General features: G+C 68.3%; 19 protein-coding genes. 12 read left to right on the top strand and 7 right to left on the bottom strand.

Translation table 11 applies throughout. The features are described from left to right. The first annotated feature begins 5 nt into the window (after positions 1 to 5). Positions 6 to 587 carry a dCTP deaminase gene (gene dcd, locus RPX00_RS12460; protein ID WP_406639677.1) on the top strand — a complete coding sequence of 194 codons (582 nt, stop codon included), beginning with the start codon at positions 6 to 8 and terminating at the stop codon, positions 585 to 587. Here dcd and RPX00_RS12455 read toward each other — a convergent pair. Beyond that, on the bottom strand, positions 584 to 1,780 hold the full coding sequence (locus tag RPX00_RS12455) for an FAD-dependent oxidoreductase (protein WP_406639676.1): 1,197 nt from the start codon (positions 1,778 to 1,780) through the stop codon (positions 584 to 586). The two genes, dcd and RPX00_RS12455, sit on opposite strands and share 4 nt — an antisense overlap. A 71-nt stretch (positions 1,781 to 1,851) precedes the next feature. On the opposite strand from RPX00_RS12455, the gene RPX00_RS12450 reads away from it, so the two are divergent. From RPX00_RS12450 to rph, 4 genes are all read left to right on the top strand, one after another. Further along, positions 1,852 to 2,322, top strand: coding sequence for a MarR family winged helix-turn-helix transcriptional regulator (locus RPX00_RS12450; RefSeq protein ID WP_406639675.1), 471 nt, complete (start codon positions 1,852 to 1,854; stop codon positions 2,320 to 2,322). 105 nt (positions 2,323 to 2,427) lie between these two features. Next, a complete protein-coding gene (locus RPX00_RS12445; RefSeq protein ID WP_406639674.1) occupies positions 2,428 to 6,372 on the top strand; it encodes a hypothetical protein in 3,945 nt (1,314 codons plus the stop codon). A 156-nt stretch (positions 6,373 to 6,528) separates the two neighbouring features. Continuing rightward, the gene (locus RPX00_RS12440; protein ID WP_406639673.1) at positions 6,529 to 6,657 is read left to right on the top strand and encodes a hypothetical protein; all 129 of its coding nucleotides are present in this window, start codon (positions 6,529 to 6,531) and stop codon (positions 6,655 to 6,657) included. After that, positions 6,654 to 9,119 carry a rifamycin-inactivating phosphotransferase gene (gene rph / locus RPX00_RS12435; RefSeq protein ID WP_406639672.1) on the top strand — a complete coding sequence of 822 codons (2,466 nt, stop codon included), beginning with the start codon at positions 6,654 to 6,656 and terminating at the stop codon, positions 9,117 to 9,119. The genes RPX00_RS12440 and rph overlap by 4 nt, the downstream gene beginning before the upstream one ends. Positions 9,120 to 9,229: 110 nt before the next feature. On the opposite strand, the gene RPX00_RS12430 is transcribed toward rph, so the two are convergent. Beyond that, positions 9,230 to 9,568 carry a hypothetical protein gene (locus RPX00_RS12430; RefSeq protein WP_406639671.1) on the bottom strand — a complete coding sequence of 113 codons (339 nt, stop codon included), beginning with the start codon at positions 9,566 to 9,568 and terminating at the stop codon, positions 9,230 to 9,232. A 31-nt stretch (positions 9,569 to 9,599) separates the two neighbouring features. Here RPX00_RS12430 and RPX00_RS12425 point away from each other — a divergent pair, with 31 nt between their 5' ends. Then, positions 9,600 to 9,902 (top strand): CAP domain-containing protein, encoded by a 303-nt coding sequence (locus RPX00_RS12425; RefSeq protein WP_406639670.1) that lies wholly within the window; start codon positions 9,600 to 9,602, stop codon positions 9,900 to 9,902. Here RPX00_RS12425 and RPX00_RS12420 read toward each other — a convergent pair. The 3 genes from RPX00_RS12420 to RPX00_RS12410 form a co-directional block, all read right to left on the bottom strand. Further along, on the bottom strand, positions 9,896 to 10,888 hold the full coding sequence (locus RPX00_RS12420; protein WP_406639669.1) for a cation diffusion facilitator family transporter: 993 nt from the start codon (positions 10,886 to 10,888) through the stop codon (positions 9,896 to 9,898). The genes RPX00_RS12425 and RPX00_RS12420 overlap by 7 nt on opposite strands. Positions 10,889 to 10,898: 10 nt before the next feature. Further along, positions 10,899 to 11,837 carry a hypothetical protein gene (locus RPX00_RS12415; protein WP_406639668.1) on the bottom strand — a complete coding sequence of 313 codons (939 nt, stop codon included), beginning with the start codon at positions 11,835 to 11,837 and terminating at the stop codon, positions 10,899 to 10,901. Positions 11,838 to 11,969: 132 nt separating this feature from the next. Then, positions 11,970 to 14,261 carry a (Fe-S)-binding protein gene (locus RPX00_RS12410; RefSeq protein ID WP_406639667.1) on the bottom strand — a complete coding sequence of 764 codons (2,292 nt, stop codon included), beginning with the start codon at positions 14,259 to 14,261 and terminating at the stop codon, positions 11,970 to 11,972. Positions 14,262 to 14,430: 169 nt separating this feature from the next. Between RPX00_RS12410 and RPX00_RS12405 the strand changes: the two genes are divergently transcribed. From RPX00_RS12405 to RPX00_RS12395, 3 genes are read left to right on the top strand one after another with little or no spacing between them, the layout of a single operon-like run. Beyond that, positions 14,431 to 14,757: a DMT family transporter gene (locus tag RPX00_RS12405; protein WP_406639666.1), complete on the top strand. Its 327-nt coding sequence runs from the start codon at positions 14,431 to 14,433 to the stop codon at positions 14,755 to 14,757. Then, a complete protein-coding gene (locus tag RPX00_RS12400; RefSeq protein ID WP_406639665.1) occupies positions 14,754 to 15,314 on the top strand; it encodes a TetR/AcrR family transcriptional regulator in 561 nt (186 codons plus the stop codon). Before RPX00_RS12405 ends, RPX00_RS12400 begins: the two co-directional genes overlap by 4 nt. A gap of 22 nt (positions 15,315 to 15,336) precedes the next feature. Beyond that, the gene (locus RPX00_RS12395; protein ID WP_406639664.1) at positions 15,337 to 15,762 is read left to right on the top strand and encodes a GNAT family N-acetyltransferase; all 426 of its coding nucleotides are present in this window, start codon (positions 15,337 to 15,339) and stop codon (positions 15,760 to 15,762) included. Here RPX00_RS12395 and RPX00_RS12390 read toward each other — a convergent pair. Both RPX00_RS12390 and RPX00_RS12385 read right to left on the bottom strand, forming a co-directional pair. Then, the gene (locus tag RPX00_RS12390; protein ID WP_406639663.1) at positions 15,739 to 16,215 is read right to left on the bottom strand and encodes an NUDIX hydrolase; all 477 of its coding nucleotides are present in this window, start codon (positions 16,213 to 16,215) and stop codon (positions 15,739 to 15,741) included. The genes RPX00_RS12395 and RPX00_RS12390 overlap by 24 nt on opposite strands. Before the next feature lies 1 nt (position 16,216). After that, positions 16,217 to 16,756: a YbhB/YbcL family Raf kinase inhibitor-like protein gene (locus tag RPX00_RS12385; protein ID WP_406639662.1), complete on the bottom strand. Its 540-nt coding sequence runs from the start codon at positions 16,754 to 16,756 to the stop codon at positions 16,217 to 16,219. A 162-nt stretch (positions 16,757 to 16,918) separates the two neighbouring features. Between RPX00_RS12385 and RPX00_RS12380 the strand changes: the two genes are divergently transcribed. From RPX00_RS12380 to RPX00_RS12370, 3 genes are read left to right on the top strand one after another with little or no spacing between them, the layout of a single operon-like run. Further along, entirely contained in the window at positions 16,919 to 17,695 is a 777-nt protein-coding gene (locus tag RPX00_RS12380; RefSeq protein WP_406639661.1) for a DUF4097 family beta strand repeat-containing protein, read from the top strand. 19 nt (positions 17,696 to 17,714) lie between these two features. Further along, entirely contained in the window at positions 17,715 to 17,933 is a 219-nt protein-coding gene (locus RPX00_RS12375) for a hypothetical protein (RefSeq protein WP_406639660.1), read from the top strand. Continuing rightward, entirely contained in the window at positions 17,930 to 19,336 is a 1,407-nt protein-coding gene (locus tag RPX00_RS12370; protein ID WP_406639659.1) for an alpha/beta hydrolase, read from the top strand. Before RPX00_RS12375 ends, RPX00_RS12370 begins: the two co-directional genes overlap by 4 nt. Positions 19,337 to 19,467 lie beyond the last annotated feature (131 nt).

The raw sequence follows: 19,467 nt of genomic DNA, 5'->3' as shown, positions 1-19,467 counted from the left end.
CATCCGTGCTGCTCAGTGACCGTGACCTCCGCAAAGAGCTAGACGCCGGCCGGCTCGGCATCGACCCCTTCGACGCTGACATGGTCCAGCCGTCCAGCATCGACGTCCGGCTCGACCGTTACTTCCGGGTCTTCGACAACAGCAAGTACACCCACATCGACCCGCAGCTGCAGCAGGACGAGCTGACGTCGCTGGTCGAAAAAGAGGGCGACGAGCCGTTCGTGCTGCACCCCGGCGAGTTCGTGCTCGGGTCCACGTTCGAACAGGTCCGGCTCGCCGACGACCTCGCCGGGCGGCTCGAGGGCAAGTCCTCGCTCGGCAGGCTCGGGCTGCTCACGCACTCCACCGCGGGCTTCATCGACCCGGGCTTCTCCGGGCACATCACGCTCGAGCTGTCGAACGTCGCGAACCTGCCGATCACGCTGTGGCCGGGGATGAAAATCGGCCAGCTGTGCATTTTCCGGCTGTCCAGCTCGGCGGAATTCCCGTACGGCTCCAGCGAGGCGGGCTCCCGCTACCAGGGGCAGCGCGGGCCGACGCCGAGCCGGGCGTACAAGAACTTCCACCGCGTCGACACCTGGCGCTAGGCCGCTTTCACCGGTTCGGCCCAGTCGATCCGGTGCTCCCACATGAACCGGTTCGGGTCGTCCGCGGCTGGTTTGCGCATCGCGCGTGTGATGAAGAAGTCCCGGAGCACCCGGCCGACCGGGCCGGGGGCCTTGGCGTCGCCATTGCGTTTTCCTTGGGCCACAACGGCTTCCACTCGCTCCCGGCGCAAGGCCTCGAAGGTCGTCAACGCGGCCGCCGGGTCGGAGACGTCGCGCAGGCACTTCGCAAGCGTCACCGCGTCCTCGATCGCCATCGCCGCACCCTGGCCTGCCGCGGGTGACGTCGCGTGCGCGGCGTCGCCGATGAGGCCGATCCGGCCGCGGTGCCACACCGGGACCGTCGGGAAGTCGTAGGTCGCCCACGGTTCGTAGATGTTTTCGCTGGCCTCGATGATCGCGGTGGCCGGAGTGCGGTCGGGGCGGGCCAGGTCGAGCAGCCGCTTCCGCCAGCCGGGGCCGCGCATTGCGGCGAGTTCGGATTCCGTCGGTTCGCTCGCGTGCGGCACGTTCGCGAACCACCAGACCGCGCCGTCCGGGGCGAGCACGTGCGCGAAGAACGCCTTGCGGCCGAACACCATGTGCATGACGCCCGGCTCGTCGTCCAGGTCGAGGCCGCGCGCGAAACCGCCGGTGTTGAGCAGCGGCACATATCGCGGCGACGGTGCGGACGGATCCAGGATCCGGCGGACGGTCGACCGTAGGCCGTCGGCACCGATCAGCAGGTCACCGTGGGCTTTTGTGCCGTCCGCGAAGGTCGCGGTGACACCGTCGGCCGTCTGGCTGGCGTCGATGAGGCGCTTGCCGAACTCGGTCGGTACGCCGCGTCTGACCGCTTCGTCGCGCAGCGCCACGTAGAGGTCGGAGCGCAAAACCGTCTGGCTCACCGTGCCGTCCGGCAGCGCCCCGCCGAGGGGGAATTCGCTGAGCTGACGGCCGTTGCCGAGCCCGAGCGTCATCCGCGGCGTGTCGAATCCCAGGTCTTTGACCAGCGGTTTCAGCCCTAACGGGGTGAGCGCGTCGAGGCCGTTCACGGCGAGCGTCAGGAACGCGCCGACCCCCTCCGCACTGCGGTCATACGCCTCGTACAGCACCGGTTCGTGGCCCACCTCGTGCAGCGCGATCGCGGTGATCGCCCCCGCGATGCCCCCGCCCGCGATCAAGACTCGTGCCATGGTTCGCCCTTTCGAATATCTTAGAAAGTAATTCGTTCTGTCGAACTAAATAGTCCGCTAGACTCCGGGGCATGTCAAGCGAACGCGAGGATCTGGTCGCTGAGCTGCTGCTTCGCGCCAGGGTGCTGTCGACCGAGACGGTCATGTTCCACACCGCCCTCGCCGAGCGGAACGGCCTCTCGACGGTCGAGAGCAAGGTCGCCGACTACCTCGCCCGGCTCGGTCCGCTCACGCCGAAGGAGCTGGCCGAGTACGCGGGGCTCGCGCCGGCGTCGGTCACCGCGCTGGTCGACCGGCTGGAGCGCAAGGGCGTGGTCAACCGGATGCCGCATCCGGAGGATCGGCGGAAGGTCCTTGTCGGCATCGACCCGGCGGGCGTCGAGCGCATCGCGCCGCTGTGGGACCACATCATCGCGGCGACGAAAGCGGTCGCGGCCGGCTACTCCGACGAGCAACTCCAAACGGTGATCGGTTTCCTCAATCAGGCGGCGGCGATCACCCACGAGTCAACCGTGCGTCTCACCAATCGCTCAGCGGAGTGAGGTAATCCCACTGCCGGGTAGGAAATCGCCGCGACGTCACCGGATGGTGGAAAAATCGAGGGCATGGTTTCGGCCGGGAAACGTCTGCTCTTAGTCCTCGGCCTGATGGCCACTCTGCTGACTCCGGCTGCGTACGCCGCGCCAGCGCAGAACTTGCAGGTCGCCGCGGTCGCCGAGCCGCATCGGGTGCACGCTGGCGACCAGGTGACGTTCACCGTACGCGTCACGAACCCGGCCGCGGCCGCAGTGTCCGAAGTGGACGTCACGGATGAGCGGAATCCGCAGTGTGGCAAGAAGATCGGCTCGCTGGCTCCGGGGGCCACGGTGCGGTATCAGTGCACGTTCGCCGCGCCGGAGAAGGGGTTCGTCGCGACGGTCAAGGTGACTGGCGTTGGTGCGGGCGGGCAGCGGTTGTCGGCTTCGGCGGGCAGCCACGTCGATGTCCTACGCCCGGCGTTGACGTTGAGCCAGCAGGTCGACAAACCGGCTTATCGGGCTGGCGATCAGGCGACCTTCACGCTCAAGACCGTGAACACCGGCGATGTTCCGTTGCGCGACGTAACCCTTAGCGACCCAGGGGTCCCCTCGTGCGCTCGTGCGATTGGTTCGCTCGCGCCGGGACAGTCGGTGGTGGGCACCTGCACGGCAACGGTTCCGCTGCCGAACGGGGCCCGCGCGACGGTGAAGGGGATCGACCCGCTCGGCAAGGTCGTCAGCGCGGCCGCGGAGGTGAAAGTCCCGGTCATTGCCCCTGCGTTGACCGTCTCAAAGGAGGCCGTTCCGCCCGTGGTGCACGGCGGGGACCAGGTCACCTGGAAAGTCACCGTGCGCAACACCGGTGACAGCCCGCTCAATCCGGTCGACGTCACCGACGATGCAAATCCGGCGTGCTCGCGGTCCTTTGGCGTGCTCACACCTGGCACTCAGCAGGCCTACTCGTGCACCGCTAATCCTGGCCAGACCACTACGAACACCGTCACTGCGACGGGCACGGACGGCACCGGGCGACCGGTCACGGCCAAGTCCTCGGCCACTGTCACGGTGATCCATCCTGGGTTGGCGGTCACTGCGGCCGCTTCCCCGGCGCAGGTGCGTGAAGGGGACCGTGTCACCTTCACCGTCACCGTGCGCAACTCCGGCGACGTGCCGCTTGACGATGTCGCCGTGGCTGACGACAGCGTGCCCGGGTGTGTCCGCAAGTTCGACACGCTCGCTCCCAACGCGGTCGAGACGTATAAGTGCGAACAGTTAGCTCCGGCGGACGACGTGACGAATACCGTTGTCGCGACTGGCAAAGATCAGCTCGGTGCGACACAGCGCGTAACCGCGGACGCGCGGGTTGACGTGGTGCACCCGGCGCTGACAGCCACTGTCGTTGCCGCGCCGGATCAGGTGCGCGAAGGGGACCGTGTCACGTTCACGGTCACCGTAAGCAACACCGGCGATGCTGAGTTCCGTGATGTCGTGGTGGCTGATGACCGGGTCGCGGAGTGTGCGCGAACGCTCGGATCCCTTTCCGCGCAAGGTAAACAGACCTTCACCTGCACTACGGTCGCCGGAGCACAGGGCTTCACGAACGACCTGGCCGTAACAGGTACGGATCCGACCGGTCGCGCAGTGACCGCGAAGGCGAGCGCGGCGTTCACCGTGCAGCATCCCGCGGTGAAGCTGACCGCGACTGTCCAAGGTGGACCGTTCCGGGAGAACGACGCCGTTGCGGTGCACGTGACCGTGGCGAACACCGGCGACGTGCCGCTCACCGGGCTGGCCGTCACGTCCATGGCCCGCGCTGAAGGCTGTACGCAGCAACACGACGCGCTCGACCCCGGAGCCTCCTGGGCGCTCGACTGCACCACGACCGCACCGGGCGCGGACGTGACCGAAGCGCTGCAGGTCAGCGCGAAGCCGCCGGTCGGAGCACCGGTGACGGCGGCGACCGAAGCCGCGATCGACGTCATCCACCCGCTCATCACGCTCGCGCAGAGCGTCGCGCCGACAGTCGTGCGCCCGGGCGAGCCCGCGACGTTCACGCTGACCGTGACCAACGCCGGCGACGCCGAACTCCACGACACCCAGGTCACCGACCCAGCCGCCCCGGAATGCGTCAAACGGCTAGGAACCCTTGCCCCGCAGGCGAAACAGACCTACACCTGCACCCGGCCGGTGACCGACGACCTCACCAGCGACGCCACCGCGACCGGTACCGATCCGTCCAACCGTCCGGTCACCGCGAACGCGAGCGCGCACGTCGACGTCATCCACCCCGCCGTCCAGGTCACCCAGACCGTCGCGCCGACGCAGGTGCGCGAAGGGGACCAAGTCACCTTCACTGTCACCGTGCGCAACAGCGGAGACGTCCCGCTGACCGATGTGTCCATTGTGGACGAAAAGACGCCGGACTGTGCCCGCGACTTCCCCACTTTGGCCCCGGGAGAAGAACAGCGGTACACCTGCACTGCCAAGGCCGGACACGACGGCTACTCCAACACCACGAAGGTGACCGCCGCGGACCCGATTGGCGGTACCGTCACCGCCACCGCAGACACAGCGTTCACCGTGGTGCACCCGGGATTGGCGTTGACGAAGGCCGTTCACGGTGGCCCGTTCCGCCCTGGCGATCCGGTCACCTTCACCCTCACCGTCACCAATACCGGTGACGCGCCGCTGACCGCCGTCAAGGTCGCCGACCAAGGCCCGTGCGCGAAAACCCTCGACACTCTCGCCCCGAAGGCGAACAAGACCTACGACTGCACCATCCCCGCCCCGGCCGACGACGCGGTCAGCACCGCGCACGCGACCGGAAACCCGCCGGTCGGCCCGCCGCTCACCGCGTCCGCCGACGCGCACATCGACGTGATCCACCCCGCGCTCACCGTGATGACGACCGCGAACCCGGCCGTCGCCCGCGTCGGCGACACCCTCGCCGTAACGATCTCCGTCACCAACACCGGCGACGTTCCGCTCACGGGCGTGACCAGCAACGGTGCCAGCTGTCCGAAGAAGTTCGACCGCCTCGAACCCGGTGCCGCGCAGAGCTACCAGTGCACCGTGAAGGCCAAACCGGACGACTTCACCGTCCTCGCGACCCTGTCCGGCACCGACCCGACGAACCGCCCGGTGACCGCGTCCGGCTCGGCGAAGATCGACGTCATCCACCCGGAAATCGCGATCATGAAGGACGCCCAGCCGTACGAGGTGCGCCAGGGCGAAAAGGTCACCTTCTCGCTGCTGGTCCGCAACGTCGGCGACGTCCCGCTGACCGCGGTGTCCGTTGTGGACGATCGCACTCCGGCCTGCGCGCACCAGATCCCGAGCCTGGCCCCGGACGCTCAGATCGAGTACCAGTGCACGATCAACGCGGGTCCGGAAGGCTTCACCAACACCGCGAAGGTGACCGGCACGGACCCGACACAGCGCACGGTAAGCGGCTCCGCGCAGGCGTCATTCAAAGTGAAGAAGCCTGCGCTGGCCGTCGCCAAACACGCCACCGCCCGCGCGTATCGAGCCGACGACTCGGTGCCGTTCGAGGTCGTGCTCACTAACACCGGCGACCAGCCGTTGCACGACCTGCGGACGGACGAAGCGGCCTGCGGGCACACCTTCGCCGAGCTGCCGGTCGGCGGAACCCAGCGCTACCAGTGCGTGGCCCCTGCCGCGACGGCCGCCACCCCGGCCACCGTGACCGCGGCCGCGCCGTGGGGCCCGCCGGTCACCGCGACCGGCAAGGCGGACTTCACGGTGCTCCATCCCGCGATGGACCTGCGGCGAGACCACCTGCAGCAGCCAATCCGACCGGGCGACCCAGTGACGTACGTGAGCACCCTCCGCAACACTGGCGACGCGCCCCTGCACGACGTGACCGTTCGCGACACCGACCCGGCGTGCTCGTTCACCGTCGCCGAGCTGGCCCCGGGTGAGCAGGTGACCCGCGCCTGCACGCTCTCGGCCCGCGCGGACGTAACCACGACGACTACGGCGACCGCGACCGACCAGACCGGCCGTGCGGTGACGAAGGCGGCGACCACGAAGACAGAGGTCGTCCCCCGATAAAAAAGAAGCAAGGAGAACACCTCTCCCTGCCGTATTTAACTTATAACGCACTGGGGGACTTGCCGCAAGACCCGGGTGGTACCGCAGAATCTCCGGCCAGAAGGCTGCCACTCGCGGGCGAAGACGAGAACACCAAGGTACGGGGGAAACGAACGAATGGGCAGCTACGTGCTCGGTCTCCAGGAGATCGACCAGGCGCAGGTCGCGATCGTCGGGGGCAAGGGCGCGCACCTGGGCGAACTCGCGCGGATCGACGGCGTCCGCGTGCCGCCCGGTTTTGCGTGACGACCGACGCCTTCGAGCGGATCGTCGAGAACGCGCCGGAACTGGCCGGGCCGCTGGAACGGCTGGCGAACCTGAACCCGGACGACCGGGACGCGATCAGCGAGGGCAGCGCAGAGGTGCGCCAAGTGCTCGAAGCGATCATCATCCCGGACGATCTGGCGGCGGAGATCACCGGCGCGCTCGTCGAGGGAGTCGCCTACGCGGTCCGGTCAAGCGCGACCGCGGAGGACCTGCCGGGAGCCTCCTTCGCCGGTCAGCAGGACACCTATCTGAACGTCATCGGCGCGGAGGCGGTGCTGCGGCACATCAGTCAGTGCTGGGCATCGCTGTTCACCGAGCGCGCGGTGACCTACCGGCTGCGAAACGGCTTCGACCACCGGAAAGTCCACATGGCCGTGGTCGTGCAGCAGATGGTTTTCCCGCAGGCGGCCGGGGTGCTCTTCACCGCGGACCCGGTGACGTCCAACCGGAAGATCGCGACCGTGGAGGCCAGCTTCGGCCTCGGCGAGGCGCTGGTCTCCGGCCTGGTCAACGCCGACAGCTACCAGGTGCGCGACGGCGAGATCATCGACAAGGCGATCGCCGCGAAGCAGCGGGCGATCCTGGCGGTGCCGGGCGGCGGCACTCAAGAACAGCTGATCGACGCTGACCAGCAGGAACAGGCCGCGCTGACCGACGAGCAGGTGCTCGGACTGGTGGCGCTCGGCCGCACGATCGAAGCGCATTTCGGCCGTCCGCAGGACATCGAATGGTGCCTGGCCGACGGCGAGTTCCAGATCGTCCAGAGCCGTCCGATCACGACGCTGTTCCCGATTCCGGCGGCGGCCGACGAGGGCAACCACGTCTACGTCTCCGTCGGGCACCAGCAGATGATGACCGACGCGATGAAGCCGCTGGGCCTGTCGGTCTGGCAGCTGACGACCCCGCGTCCGATGGCCGAAGCGGGCGGACGGCTGTTCGCCGACGCGACCGCGCTGCTGTCGGTAGCCAAGAGTCGCGCCGGTTTCCTTGAGGTAGCGGGGAAATCCGACCCGCTGATGGGCGACGCGCTGGAGACCGTCCTTTCCCGCGACGGCTTCCTCCCGCTGGCCGACGACGACGGTCCCGGCGAGCAGATTCCCGGCGTCGAACCGGCGACGATCGCGACCGATCCGACCGTCGTCACCGAACTGATCCGGCACAGCGAGGCCTCTATCGCTGAGGCACAGCGCGAAATCGCCGCGAAGTCGGGCAGCGAGTTGCTCGACTTCATCTTCGAGGATATGAAGGAAATGCGCCGGATCCTGTTCGATCCGCGCAGCCACCAGGTGTTCACCGCGGCGATGCAGGCGTCCTGGTGGCTCAACGATCACCTCCAGGAATGGCTCGGCGAGAAGAACGTCGCCGACACGCTCACCCAGTCCGTTCCGCACAACATCACCGCGGAAATGGGCCTGGCGCTCCTCGATGTCGCGGATGTGCTCCGGGGCTATCCCGAGGTCGTCGCGTTCCTGCGGGACGTGGCGGACAACGGGTTCCTGGACGAGCTGCCCAAGCTGGCCGGCGGGAAGGAATCGCGCGCCGCGATTCATGGGTATCTCGACAAGTACGGCATGCGCTGCGTCGGCGAGATCGACATTACCCGGCCGCGGTGGAGCGAACAGCCGGTCGCGCTGGTGCCGATGTTGTTGTCCAACATCAAGAACTTCGAGCCAGGTGCAGGCCAGCGCCGCTTCGATGAGGGGCGGCGCGAGGCGATGGACAAGGCGCAGGAGGTGCTGGAACGCTTGCGCGCCCTGCCGGACGGCGAGGCGAAGGCCGAGGAAACCCAGCGGATGATCGAGCGCGTCCGGACCTTCACCGGATACCGCGAGTACCCGAAGTACGGCATGATCAGCCGCTACTTCGTGTACAAGCAGGCGCTGCTTCGCGAGGCCGAACGGCTGGTGCGCGCCGGGGTGCTCAGCGATCCGGAAGACCTCTTTTTCTTGCGGCTGCAGGAATTCCAGGAGGTCGTGCGGACGAACGAGGTCGACGGTGAGCTGATCCGGCAGCGCAAGGAAGCGTTCCGGTCCTATGAATCGCTGACGCCGCCCCGGGTGCTCACCTCCGACGGCGAGGCGGTCTCCGGCAACTACCGCCGCGACGACCTGCCCGAAGGTGCGCTGGTCGGGCTGCCGGTGTCCGCCGGGACGATCGAGGGACGCGCCCGCGTCATCCTGGATCTGGCCGACGCCGACCTCGAACCGGGCGACATCCTCGTCACCGCGTACACGGACCCGAGCTGGTCGCCGCTGTTCGTGGCGATCACCGGATTGGTGACCGAGGTCGGCGGCCTGATGACGCACGGCGCGGTGATCGCACGGGAGTACGGCCTGCCCGCGGTCGTCGGGGTGCAAGGCGCGACCCGGCTGATCAAGGACGGCCAGCGCATCCGGGTCAACGGGACGGACGGATATCTCGAGGTGCTCGACGCTCGGTAGTGGGTACCGGGCCGCTGCGCCATTTGGAGGTAACCATCGTAATCAGTTCGTGATAGTTTCCGCGGCTGTGTCCTCCATTAGTGTGCGCGTCCGGGTCGTAAGTGTGACTCTCAGTGTTCTCTTCGGGGGCTCGGAGCAGCTGGCGGGACGTTCGCGCTGCGCTCCGGGCACCCCGGCACACTGAGCGTCGCTGTCCCGCAAACACGTGACAGCGAGCTGTCGGCGAGCGCGCTGAGACCGTTCGCGGTGTCGCCGGCGTCCTCCACGTCGGCGACACCGACCACCAGCGCGCCCGCGGCCACGACGACCCCGTCGACCTCGGCGAAGCCCGCGCCCCCGCCGCCCGCTGAAGAGTCCAAAGAGGACACTCCGACGAGCAGCAGCGCGAAGCCGTCGCCGAAGCCGCGCAGCTCGCCGACGCTGGTGGGGCAGGTCCTCAGCCTGGTCAACGACGAGCGGGACAAAGCGGGCTGCGACCCGGTGACCGAGGAACCACATCTAGACAAGGCGGCGCAGGGGCACAGCGACGACATGTCCCAGCGCGACTACTTCTCCCACGACACTCCGGAAGGCGAGAGCTTCGCCGACCGCATCACCGCCGCCGGATACTCCAAACCGGGCGCGGAGAACATCGCGAAGGGCGCGACCAGCGCCGACCAGGTGATGCGGATGTGGATGAACTCCAGCGGGCACCGCAAGAACATCCTCAACTGCTCGCTGACGAAACTGGGCGTCGGCGTCGCGACCGACGGCTGGTACTGGACCCAGGACTTCGGCTACTGACTCGGCCGCGGCGGAACGCCGTACCGGGCCAGCACCGCCGCGCGCAGTTTCGGATCCGTGCGCGGGACCGGCTCGATGAACACTTCTGCGACGTCCGGGAACCGCTCGCTCAGCTCGTCCGCCATCCGCACGCACGCGCGTTCCAGGTCCGCGGCGCCGAGCGCGTCGTCGAAGTCCACGCGGGCGCACACCAGGACGTGGTCGGTGCCCATCAGCATGGTCTGCAAATCCACCAGCGCGTCGATTTCCGGTGCCGCGCCAAGGTGATCGCGGATGCCGCGGACCAGACGCGGATCCGCCTGACGGCCGACCAGCAAGCCCCGGTTCGTGCTGCCGAGCAGGTACGCGACGCACGCCAGCAACACGCCGATGAGGATCGACGCGATGCCGTCCCACACGTCCGAGCCGGTCAGCTGGTGCAGGCCGATCCCGGCGAACGCGAGCAGCAGGCCGACCAGCGCGGCCGAGTCCTCGAAGAGCACCGTTTTCGGGGCCGGGTCGTCAATCATCCGCAGGTAAGCGAAGAACGGACGCTGCTCGGCCTTCGCGTCGCGCCGGACCTGGCGGACCGCTTGCGTCCAGGACACCGACTCCATCGCGAAAGCCAGCGCCAGCACGATGTAGCCGACGATCGGTTTCGTCTGCTCTCCGCCTTCGCCGAAAACGGTGGCAAACCCTTCGTACAGCGCGAAAACCGCACCGGAAGCGAAGATCGACACCGCGGCCAGCAGCGACCAGAAGTACCGCTCCTTGCCATACCCGAACGGGTGGCGGCGATCAGCCGGCCGCTCGGACCGTTTCAACGCGGTGAGCAGCAGGACCTCGGTGATGGTGTCGGCGACCGAATGCGCGGCCTCCGACAGCATCGCGCCCGACCCGGTGATGATGCCCGCGACGAGCTTCATGACCGCGATGGCCAGGTTGACTCCGCCGGCCAGGACAACGGTGAGGGTGCTTTCGCCGCCGCCCTCGGATTGGTCGCTCACGCGGAAAAGACTAACCGCACTGCGGGGTGCGCCGCCTGCTGCAAGCGGCCACGACTAGCGCGAATGCGCCCGCGACCAAGACCGACTGTTCGACCGTCGCGGCGAGGCCCGCGTCCACGGCCGTCAGCAACCCGACCCATCCGTACGTGACGGTGGCACCCGCGGCCAGCGAAATGGCGGGAGGACGCACGCGGATCGCGTACGCAACCACTGCCACTTCCAGTGCCAGCATGACGACCACAGCCAGCCACGGAGGCAGGTGCGCCATCTTCATGACGAACTGGAACGCAGTGCTTGCGATGAGGCCGACCGCGAAACCGAGCCACCCGTTGCCGCGCACCGGCTTCGGGGTGGCCGTCAGCCGAAGGGCTGCGTACACGAGCCCGGCGGCCACGAGGAACGCGCCGATCAGCTGTGCCGGAGAAGCGAGGAAGTGCTGACCCATTCGGTAGGTCACGAAGAACGTTCCCGCACAGCCGAAGAGCAATACGCCGCTCCACACCCATAGGCCAGGTCGGCGCAACCACGGCGTACGGCCGAAGAAGGCTTCTGCGATCGCGATAGGCGTCGCGATGCTCCACACCACGTGCAGCGTCAGCACGTACACCGTCCACTGCCCGCCCATGCCCAGCCAGGGAACGTACGCGTACTTGAGTAGGTCGAGACCGAGATAGTGCGGGTTGAAGAGGGTCTGGGTCAGCAGTCCTTCTTCTACGACGCCGTACGCGAGCGCTAACGCGAGGATGGTCGGCCAGCCGCGATTCCTCCGCCGCGCGACCTCGCGGATCAACACCGCGCCGGCCCCGTACATCGTCATGAACATCGCGAACATGGCCAGCTGCCGGCCGACTTCTGGCGGGCCCGACAGGTATTGGTCGCCGAGCAGGAACTCGGCGAAGAACGGCGAAAGTGCGGCCAGGGACGCGATCGCGGTCTTCCGGAAGGTCATGCCGCGAAGAGTCGCAGCGCGCCGATCTCCGCACCCAGGCCGAACATCATGATCCGGCACTGACAAATGTCCCGGGAACGAGAACGGCCCCTGACATCCGCGGATGCCAGGGGCCGTCGTCGGGAGCGGACCTCAGTCGTCGCCCTCGGGCAACGGCGTTCCGGTCGGCTTCTCGTCGGTCGGGACGTCCGGTTTGGCGGACAGCTCCGTGTCCGATTCGTCCAGCGACGGCGCGCCCGAGGCCACCAGTGCCGGCTCCGGCTTGCGCTTCACCGCCGTGAGCAGCAGCTGCGCGACGTCCACAACCTCGACCTTCTCGCTCGCCATGCCGTCGCTCTGGCGCGAGGTGACGCCGTCGGTGAGCATCACGCGGCAGAACGGGCAGCCGGTGGCGATCTTCGACGGAGCGGTGCCGAGCGCCTCGTCCACGCGCTCGACGTTGATCCGCTTGCCGATCTTCTCTTCCATCCACATCCGCGCGCCGCCCGCGCCACAGCACATCGAGCGGTCGCCGTGCCGCGGCATCTCGCGCAACTGCGCACCGGACGCGCCGACGAGTTCACGCGGGGCGTCGTAGACCTTGTTGTGCCGGCCCAGGTAGCAGGGGTCGTGGTAGGTGACGTCCTCGGCGACCGGCGCGACCGGCGTCAGGTGCTTCTCCCGCACCAGGCGGTTCAGCAGCTGCGTGTGGTGCACGACGTCGAACTGGCCGCCCAGCTCCGGGTACTCGTTGGCGAGGGTGTTGAAGCAGTGCGCACAGGTGACGACCACCTTGCGCGCCTTGCGTTCCCGGCCCTCGAAGACCGAGTTCAGCACCTCGACGTTCTGCTGCGCGAGCATCTGGAACAGGAACTCGTTGCCCGCGCGGCGAGCCGGGTCGCCGGTGCAGGACTCCTCCGAGCCGAGCACGGTGTACTTGACGCCCGCGATGTGCAGCAGTTCGGCCACGGCGCGGGTGGTCTTCTTCGCGCGGTCCTCGAACGCACCGGCGCAGCCGACCCAGAACAGGTACTCCGCGTCGCCGAGGTCGCCGTCGAAGACCGGCACCTCGAAGTCGAGGTCCTCCGTCCACTGCAGACGGTCCTTGGCGTTCTGGCCCCACGGGTTGCCCTTGTTCTCCAGGTTCTTGAACATGCCGTTCAGCTCCGTGGGGAACGACGACTCGATCATCACCTGGTAGCGGCGCATGTCGACGATGTGGTCAACGTGTTCGATGTCGACCGGGCACTGCTCGACGCAGGCGCCACAGGAGGTGCAGGACCACAGCACGTCCGGGTCGATGACGCCGCCGTCGTCGCCGACGAGCGCCTTCTGCGACTCAGCGATCGCGAGGACGTCGATGCCCGCGTACATGTTGTCGCCGGACAGGCCGACCTCATCGCCCGCCATGTCGCGCTTGCCGCCTGCGAGCAGGTACGGCGCCTTCGCGTAGGCGTGGTCGCGAAGCTGCGTGATGAGCAGCTTCGGCGACAGCGGCTTGCCGGTGTTCCACGCCGGGCACTGCGACTGGCAACGGCCGCATTCGGTGCAGGTGGAGAAGTCCAGCCAGCCCTTCCAGCTGAAGTCCTCGATCGCGCCGACGCCGAAGGTGTCCTCGTCCGGGTCGGCCTCTTCGAGGTCGAGCACCTTGCCCTTGCTCATCATCGGCTTGACCGCGCCGAGCGCGACGCCGCCGTCGGCCTCGCGCTTGAAGTAGATGTTGAAGAACGCGCTGAACCGGTGCCAGGCGATGCCCATCGTCATCGTGCGGGCCACCACGATCAGCCAGACCGTGGCGCTCATCAGCTTGATGAAGGCGAACACCGACACCATCGCGGCGCTAGACGGCAGCAGCTCGCTGAGCGGGTTCGACACGAACGCGGCCCAGGTCGGCGTCTCGTGGACGTGCATCGCGGCCTTGCCCGCGCGCACGCCGATGATGCCGATGCCCTCGACGATCACCACGGCCTCGACGAAGTAGGCCCACTTGAAGTTCGAGCCCGCGAAACGCGACAGCCGGTCGGCCCGGCGCGGGTGGTTCACCTGCCGGACGATCGCGAGCGCGACGCCGCCGACGACCGTGCCGACGCCGAGCAGCTCCATCAGGAGGCTCCACAGCGACCAGTCCTCGAGGATCGGCCAGCCCCAGGTCGGGACGAACACCTCGCCGTAGGCCTCGAACAGCGCGAGCGACCCGATCAGGAAGCCCCACATGACCAGCCAGTGCCACGGGGCGACCTGGCGGAACTTCGCCATGCGGGTGTGTGCCGCGAACTCCTTGACCAGGGTCATCAAGCGCGCCATGAACGGGCCATTGCGCGTCGCGTCGGGCTGGCCGAGCTTGATCACCCGCACGAAGCGGGCAATGGTCGCGATGAACATTCCCCAGGCGACGACGCCAAGGAGGACGGAGATCCCCCCGAGCGTCAGCTGTACAGCGCCCATCGTCGGGTGCCTTTCGTCCGGTGTGGTGGTGCCGCCGCGCGAGCGCGCCGGTGCCGAGCAGGGTAACGCTTCTTACTGATGGGTAACCGGTCCGACGGTCCCAAGTCCCACCGATGTGGTGCACGCCTCGCTAGCAAATGGGACGATCGTTCAGGTACTTTCTTTTGCTATGGGTGCTTACTTGTACCTCGCTTTGGCCATCGCCGCAGAAGTGACCGCCACTGTTTCGCTCAAGCTTTCCGAGGGCTTCTCCAAGGTGACGCCGTCGATCCTGGTGATCGTCGGGTACGGGCTGGCGTTCTTCGCGCTGTCGCGGGTGCTGAAGCTCGGGCTGCCGATCGGGGTGGCCTACGCGATCTGGGCCGCGGCGGGCGTGGCGCTGGTCGCGCTGGTCGGCGTGCTGTTCCTGAAGGAGCCGGTCAACCTCGCGGTGATCTCCGGGCTGGTGCTGGTGATCGGCGGGGTGGTGCTCATCGAGGTCGGGAGCCAATCGTGAAAATCCAGACCGACGGCCGCAAGGTCCGCGGCGAGAAGCGGCGGACGGAGATCATCGAAGCGACCCTGCGGGTGATCGAACGCGACGGCGTCGCCGGGGTCACGCACCGCACGGTCGCCGCCGAAGCCGGCGTGCCGACCACGTCCACGACGTACCACTTCTCCTCGCTGGACGACCTCCTCGTGGCGACGCTGATCTCGTGCGCGCGCGACATGGCGACCGAGGTGTACTGGATGATCGACCGCGCCCGGTCCCGCGGCAGCCGCGGTGCCGAGGAAGTGGCTGGCCTGCTCGCGGAAGCGCTCGGCCCCCGGCGCGGTCGCACGATGGCGGAGTACGAGCTGTACCTGCTGGCCGCGCGCAAACCCGAACTGCGCCCGGCCGCGCGACGCTGGCTGGACGTGCTGACGTCGATGGTCCGGCACGACGACGAGGTCGCCTTCCGGGTGTTCCTCGCGGGTATCGACGGGCTGCTGATCCAGGGCCTGATCGACGACGAGCCACCGTCCGCGGAGGAACTGCGGCCGGTGGTGGATTACCTGCTCAAACCCGCTTGACGCCGCTGATTACCTTGCGGCCATGAGGACTGTGGGTGCTTACGAGCTGGACGACGACGTCTCGCGGGTCGATCTCGACGTCGTGTGGGAGTTCATGTCGACCGAGGCGTACTGGGCCCGGTGGCGGACTCGGGAGCAGGTCGAGCAACAGGTGCGGACGGCCTGGCGCGTCGTGGGCGTGTACGAGACGGCGAGCGGGCGGCAGGTCGGGTTCGCGCGGGCGTTCTCCGACGGGGTCGGGATGGCGTATCTCGCGGACGTGTTCATCGTCGCGGACGCGCGCGGAGCCGGGCTGGGCAAGGAGATCGTGCGGGAGATGATCGACAACGGGCCGGGCGCGAACTTCCGTTGGATGCTGCACACGTCGGATGCGCACGACCTGTACCGGAAGTTCGGGTTCGCGGAGCATTCCGCGGGTCGGTACCTAGAACGCGAAGGGGTCCACTGAGGACAGCGCCCGGGCGACGACGTCCCTGATCAAGGTGTCGTCCGGCGCGCAGTTCTCCCGCAGGGTCTCCAGGTCCTCGGCACCGGCCCAGGCGTAGCGCGAGTGCTTGTCCCACTCCAAGACCGGGCGGGACAGGTCGCCGTCGACTTCGATCAGGAAGTAGGCACCGGTCACCTTGACGCCTTCGTTGTCCGGCCAGTGGAAGCTGCCGAGGTCGCGGACAATCCGGCGCAGCCGCCACCCGGTCTCCTCGAAGACCTCTCGCGCCAGCGCTTCGACCGGCGTCTCGCCGTCCTCGACGTGGCCGCTCACGACGTCCCACGTGTTCGGGTAGAGACGCCGGTCCGGGCCGCGGAGCTGGACGAACGCGCGTCCCTCGGCGTTGAGGACGACCCCGCCGACCACATCGGGTCGCGGTTGCTCAGGCGCAACCGCGACCCGCGGCTCCGCCACCTCAGCCTTTGTTCTCGTAAACCGGCACCAGAGTCGCCCGGCCCAGCGTGTGCCCGAACAGGTTGAACCCGAGGAACGCCGGCGTAGCGTCCTCCGGCACCTCCAGCGTCTCCACGTCCAGCGCGTGCACCACGAAGAAGTACCGGTGCGGCCCGTGTCCGGGAGGCGGCGCGGCGCCCAGGAACTGCTTCACTCCACCGTCACCCTTAAGCGTGATTGCGCCGTCCGGCAGTCCCGACCCGGCGGCATCTCCGGCACCAGACGGCAGTGAAGTCACCGAAGCCGGGATGTTGAACACCGCCCAGTGCCAAAACCCGCTGGCAGTCGGGGCGTCCGGGTCGTACGCCGTCACCGCGAAGCTGCGGGTGCCTTCCGGGAAGCCTTCCCACGACAGCTGCGGTGACCGGTCCTCACCACCAGCGCCGAAGATGCCCGACAGGTGCGGCTGGGCCAGGGTCTCGCCGTCGGCGATGTCCGTGCTGCGCAGGGTGAACGAGGGAACCGACGGCAGGTAGTCGTACGGATTGGGCGGCTGGGGCATGGGTTCCTCCTGATCCACGGGGCTCTCCGGCCGCCAGGTTAGGACCCCGGGTTGAGCGACGCCGCCTCAGGGATGTTTCGGGGGGTTTACCGGATGTCCCCGGGGGCCCGCACCTTCTAACGTCTCTCCAGACAGCCGAGAGTGGTACTGAGGGGAACTGACATGGCACGCCCGCTTCTGGCACTGGCCGGCCTCGCGGTGATCGGCATTGGGGTGGCGATCGGATTCGGCGGGTGGGGGTTCGGGTCGACGGTGTCGCGGGACGCGACGCTGACGCAGGAGATCCGCGGGGTGAAGCTGGAGAACGGGTCCGGTGACGTGCGCATCCGCACGGCGACCGGCGCGGCCCGCGTGCATCAGACCCTGCGGTACCACTTCAGCGGCGAGCCCGGCGACGCTTACCGCGTCGACGGCGACCAGCTGGTCATCCTCGACTGCGGCCGCAACTGCACCGCCGACATGGAGCTGATCGTCCCGCCGGGCATTCCGGTCACGGGCAACTCCGACTCCGGCACGCTGGACTTCGCGGGGGTCGGCAGCGTCGACGTCACCGCCGATTCCGGGCGGGCGCAGATGCGGGACATCCCGGGGCTGGTCAAGCTCCAGCTGGACAGCGGCGGGACGGAACTGCACAACGTCGGCGAGGTGCGGGTGCACAGCCAGTCCGGCCGGATCGAGGGCGACGGCGTGCGCGGGCCGGTCGACGTTTCCGCGGGCAGCGGGCGGATCGAACTCACGATGACCCAGCCCAACAACGTCAAGGCGCAGGCCGACTCCGGCCGCGTCGAGCTGACCGTGCCGCGCGGCGGGTCCTACCAGGTGACCGGCAACAGCGAGAGCGGTCACCGCAGCATCGACATTCCGCAGAACTCGGGTCCGGACGCGAAGACGCTCGATGTCACCACTGACAGCGGCAGCGTCACCGTCAAGGCCGTCTGAAGGGGAGAGCAGACACATCATGCGCAAAATCGAGACGCGGCTGCTGGCCGCGGTGCTGGCGGGCGCGGTGGGGGCGTTCGCGATCACCGCGGCGATCGGCCACTCGCCTGAACCGCAGGCCACGACGCCGGTCGCGGTGGTGGAGGTTCCGGTGCAGCAGGGGGTTGTCCGGAACGCGGAGACCGTCGTGCTCCGCACCGCGGCCGAGGACCGGGCGGTGCAGGTGCGGCGCGCATGAACCTCGCCGCGGCTGTCCTGGCCGTGCTTCCGCTGGTCAGCGCGCCGGCTCCGGCGTTGACCTGGACGCCGTGCGGGACCGAGCAGGAACCGACCGCGCAATGCGGCCAGATCGAGGTGCCGATCGACCGCGCCCACCCGGAAACCGGCACGGCGCACATCCCGCTCACCCGCCTGCCCGCGGCCGACCAGCCGCACCGGATCGGTTCGCTGCTGGTCAACCCGGGCGGGCCGGGCGGATCCGGGGTCGGTTTCGTGCGGTTCGGCGGGCTCGACCCCAAGGTCATCGGCTCGGCGCGGAAACCGTTGCGGGACCGCTTCGACATCGTCGGCTTCGATCCGCGCGGCGTGTGGTTCAGCGACCCGAAGATCAGCTGTGACCAGTCGAAGCTGTACGACCCGAAGATCGGGCTCTTCCCCACCACGCACAAGGAGTACGACGCCTTCGTCGCGCACAACCGCGCGGCCGGCGAAGACTGTCTCGCCAAGACCGGTCCGATGCTCGGCCACGTGGACACGCAGAGCGCCGCCGAGGACATCGACGCGATCCGCGGCGCGCTCGGCGAGCAGAAGATCTCTTGGCTCGGCGTCTCGTATGGCACCGAGTTGGGCGCGGTGTACGCGTCGAAGCATCCGGACCGGGTGCGCACGATGGTGCTCGACGGCGCGGTAGACCATGCCCGGCCGATGCGGCAGGCGATGGTCGAGGAGGCCGCGGCCACCGAGGACGCCTTGCTGCGGTTCGCCGCGTGGTGCGATCGCTCGACGGACTGCGCGCTGCACGGCAAGAACGCGCTCGCCCGCTACGACGACCTCGTAACCCACGGCGCGTACGCGAAAGCGTTGGGCCGCAAGGCAACCGGCGAAGAACTGGCCTCCGGCGCATACGGGAACCTCTATCTGCCTTCGCAATGGCCGAGCCTGAGCAAGGCACTGGCGGACCCGGACGCGAGTGCGCTCGCGACGTATTCGCAGTTCGCGAGCGACACCTACGGCGCGTACCGCTCGATCGGCTGCCAGGACTTCCCGTCGCCGTTCACCGGCTTGGCGGACCTGCGCGCGACGGCACGGGCGATCCGCGCTGTCGCCCCGCACAGTTGGCGCTACACCGAGTACTGGGACCTCTCCGCGGGCTGCACCGGCTGGCCGCTGCCGGCGCTGAACCCGCCGCAGCCGCATCCGGTGCACGGTGCCCCGCCGATCCTCGTCGTGGGCGGCGCGCACGACCCGGCGACCCCGTTGCCGTGGGCGCACGGGCTCGCCGCGAGCATCGACGGATCGGCGCTGCTCACGTACCTCGGCGACGGCCACACCGGACTGCTCAACTCCGAGTGCGTGCGCCAGGCCGAGGTCCAGTATCTGGTGAGTGGTGTCACACCACGGCGGGGCGAATTCTGCGGGTGAACCCGGGAACAAGTTCGGGTGGTTGCCCGTTATCCTGAGAGCAAGGTTGAGTGCAGTCGGCTCAAGTCTGGTGGACCAGGCCGAGCGCGAGACCGGCGGAACCTGCTAAGAAGGTACTCAAGAGTGCCTCG

It is taken from the genome of Amycolatopsis sp. WGS_07 (assembly GCF_045278895.1).
Classification (GTDB): Bacteria; Actinomycetota; Actinomycetes; order Mycobacteriales; family Pseudonocardiaceae; genus Amycolatopsis.
This window is presented reverse-complemented; position numbering and strand designations above follow the sequence as displayed.

Coding starts and splice junctions, on each gene's coding strand:
- RPX00_RS12455 (WP_406639676.1), bottom strand. CDS start 1,780: ATGGCACGAGTCTTGATCGCGGGCGGGGGCATCGCGGGGGCGATCACC.
- RPX00_RS12450 (WP_406639675.1), top strand. CDS start 1,852: ATGTCAAGCGAACGCGAGGATCTGGTCGCTGAGCTGCTGCTTCGCGCC.
- RPX00_RS12445 (WP_406639674.1), top strand. CDS start 2,428: ATGGCCACTCTGCTGACTCCGGCTGCGTACGCCGCGCCAGCGCAGAAC.
- RPX00_RS12440 (WP_406639673.1), top strand. CDS start 6,529: ATGGGCAGCTACGTGCTCGGTCTCCAGGAGATCGACCAGGCGCAGGTC.
- RPX00_RS12415 (WP_406639668.1), bottom strand. CDS start 11,837: ATGACCTTCCGGAAGACCGCGATCGCGTCCCTGGCCGCACTTTCGCCG.
- RPX00_RS12410 (WP_406639667.1), bottom strand. CDS start 14,261: ATGGGCGCTGTACAGCTGACGCTCGGGGGGATCTCCGTCCTCCTTGGC.
- RPX00_RS12405 (WP_406639666.1), top strand. CDS start 14,431: ATGGGTGCTTACTTGTACCTCGCTTTGGCCATCGCCGCAGAAGTGACC.
- RPX00_RS12395 (WP_406639664.1), top strand. CDS start 15,337: ATGAGGACTGTGGGTGCTTACGAGCTGGACGACGACGTCTCGCGGGTC.
- RPX00_RS12385 (WP_406639662.1), bottom strand. CDS start 16,756: ATGCCCCAGCCGCCCAATCCGTACGACTACCTGCCGTCGGTTCCCTCG.
- RPX00_RS12380 (WP_406639661.1), top strand. CDS start 16,919: ATGGCACGCCCGCTTCTGGCACTGGCCGGCCTCGCGGTGATCGGCATT.
- RPX00_RS12375 (WP_406639660.1), top strand. CDS start 17,715: ATGCGCAAAATCGAGACGCGGCTGCTGGCCGCGGTGCTGGCGGGCGCG.
- RPX00_RS12370 (WP_406639659.1), top strand. CDS start 17,930: ATGAACCTCGCCGCGGCTGTCCTGGCCGTGCTTCCGCTGGTCAGCGCG.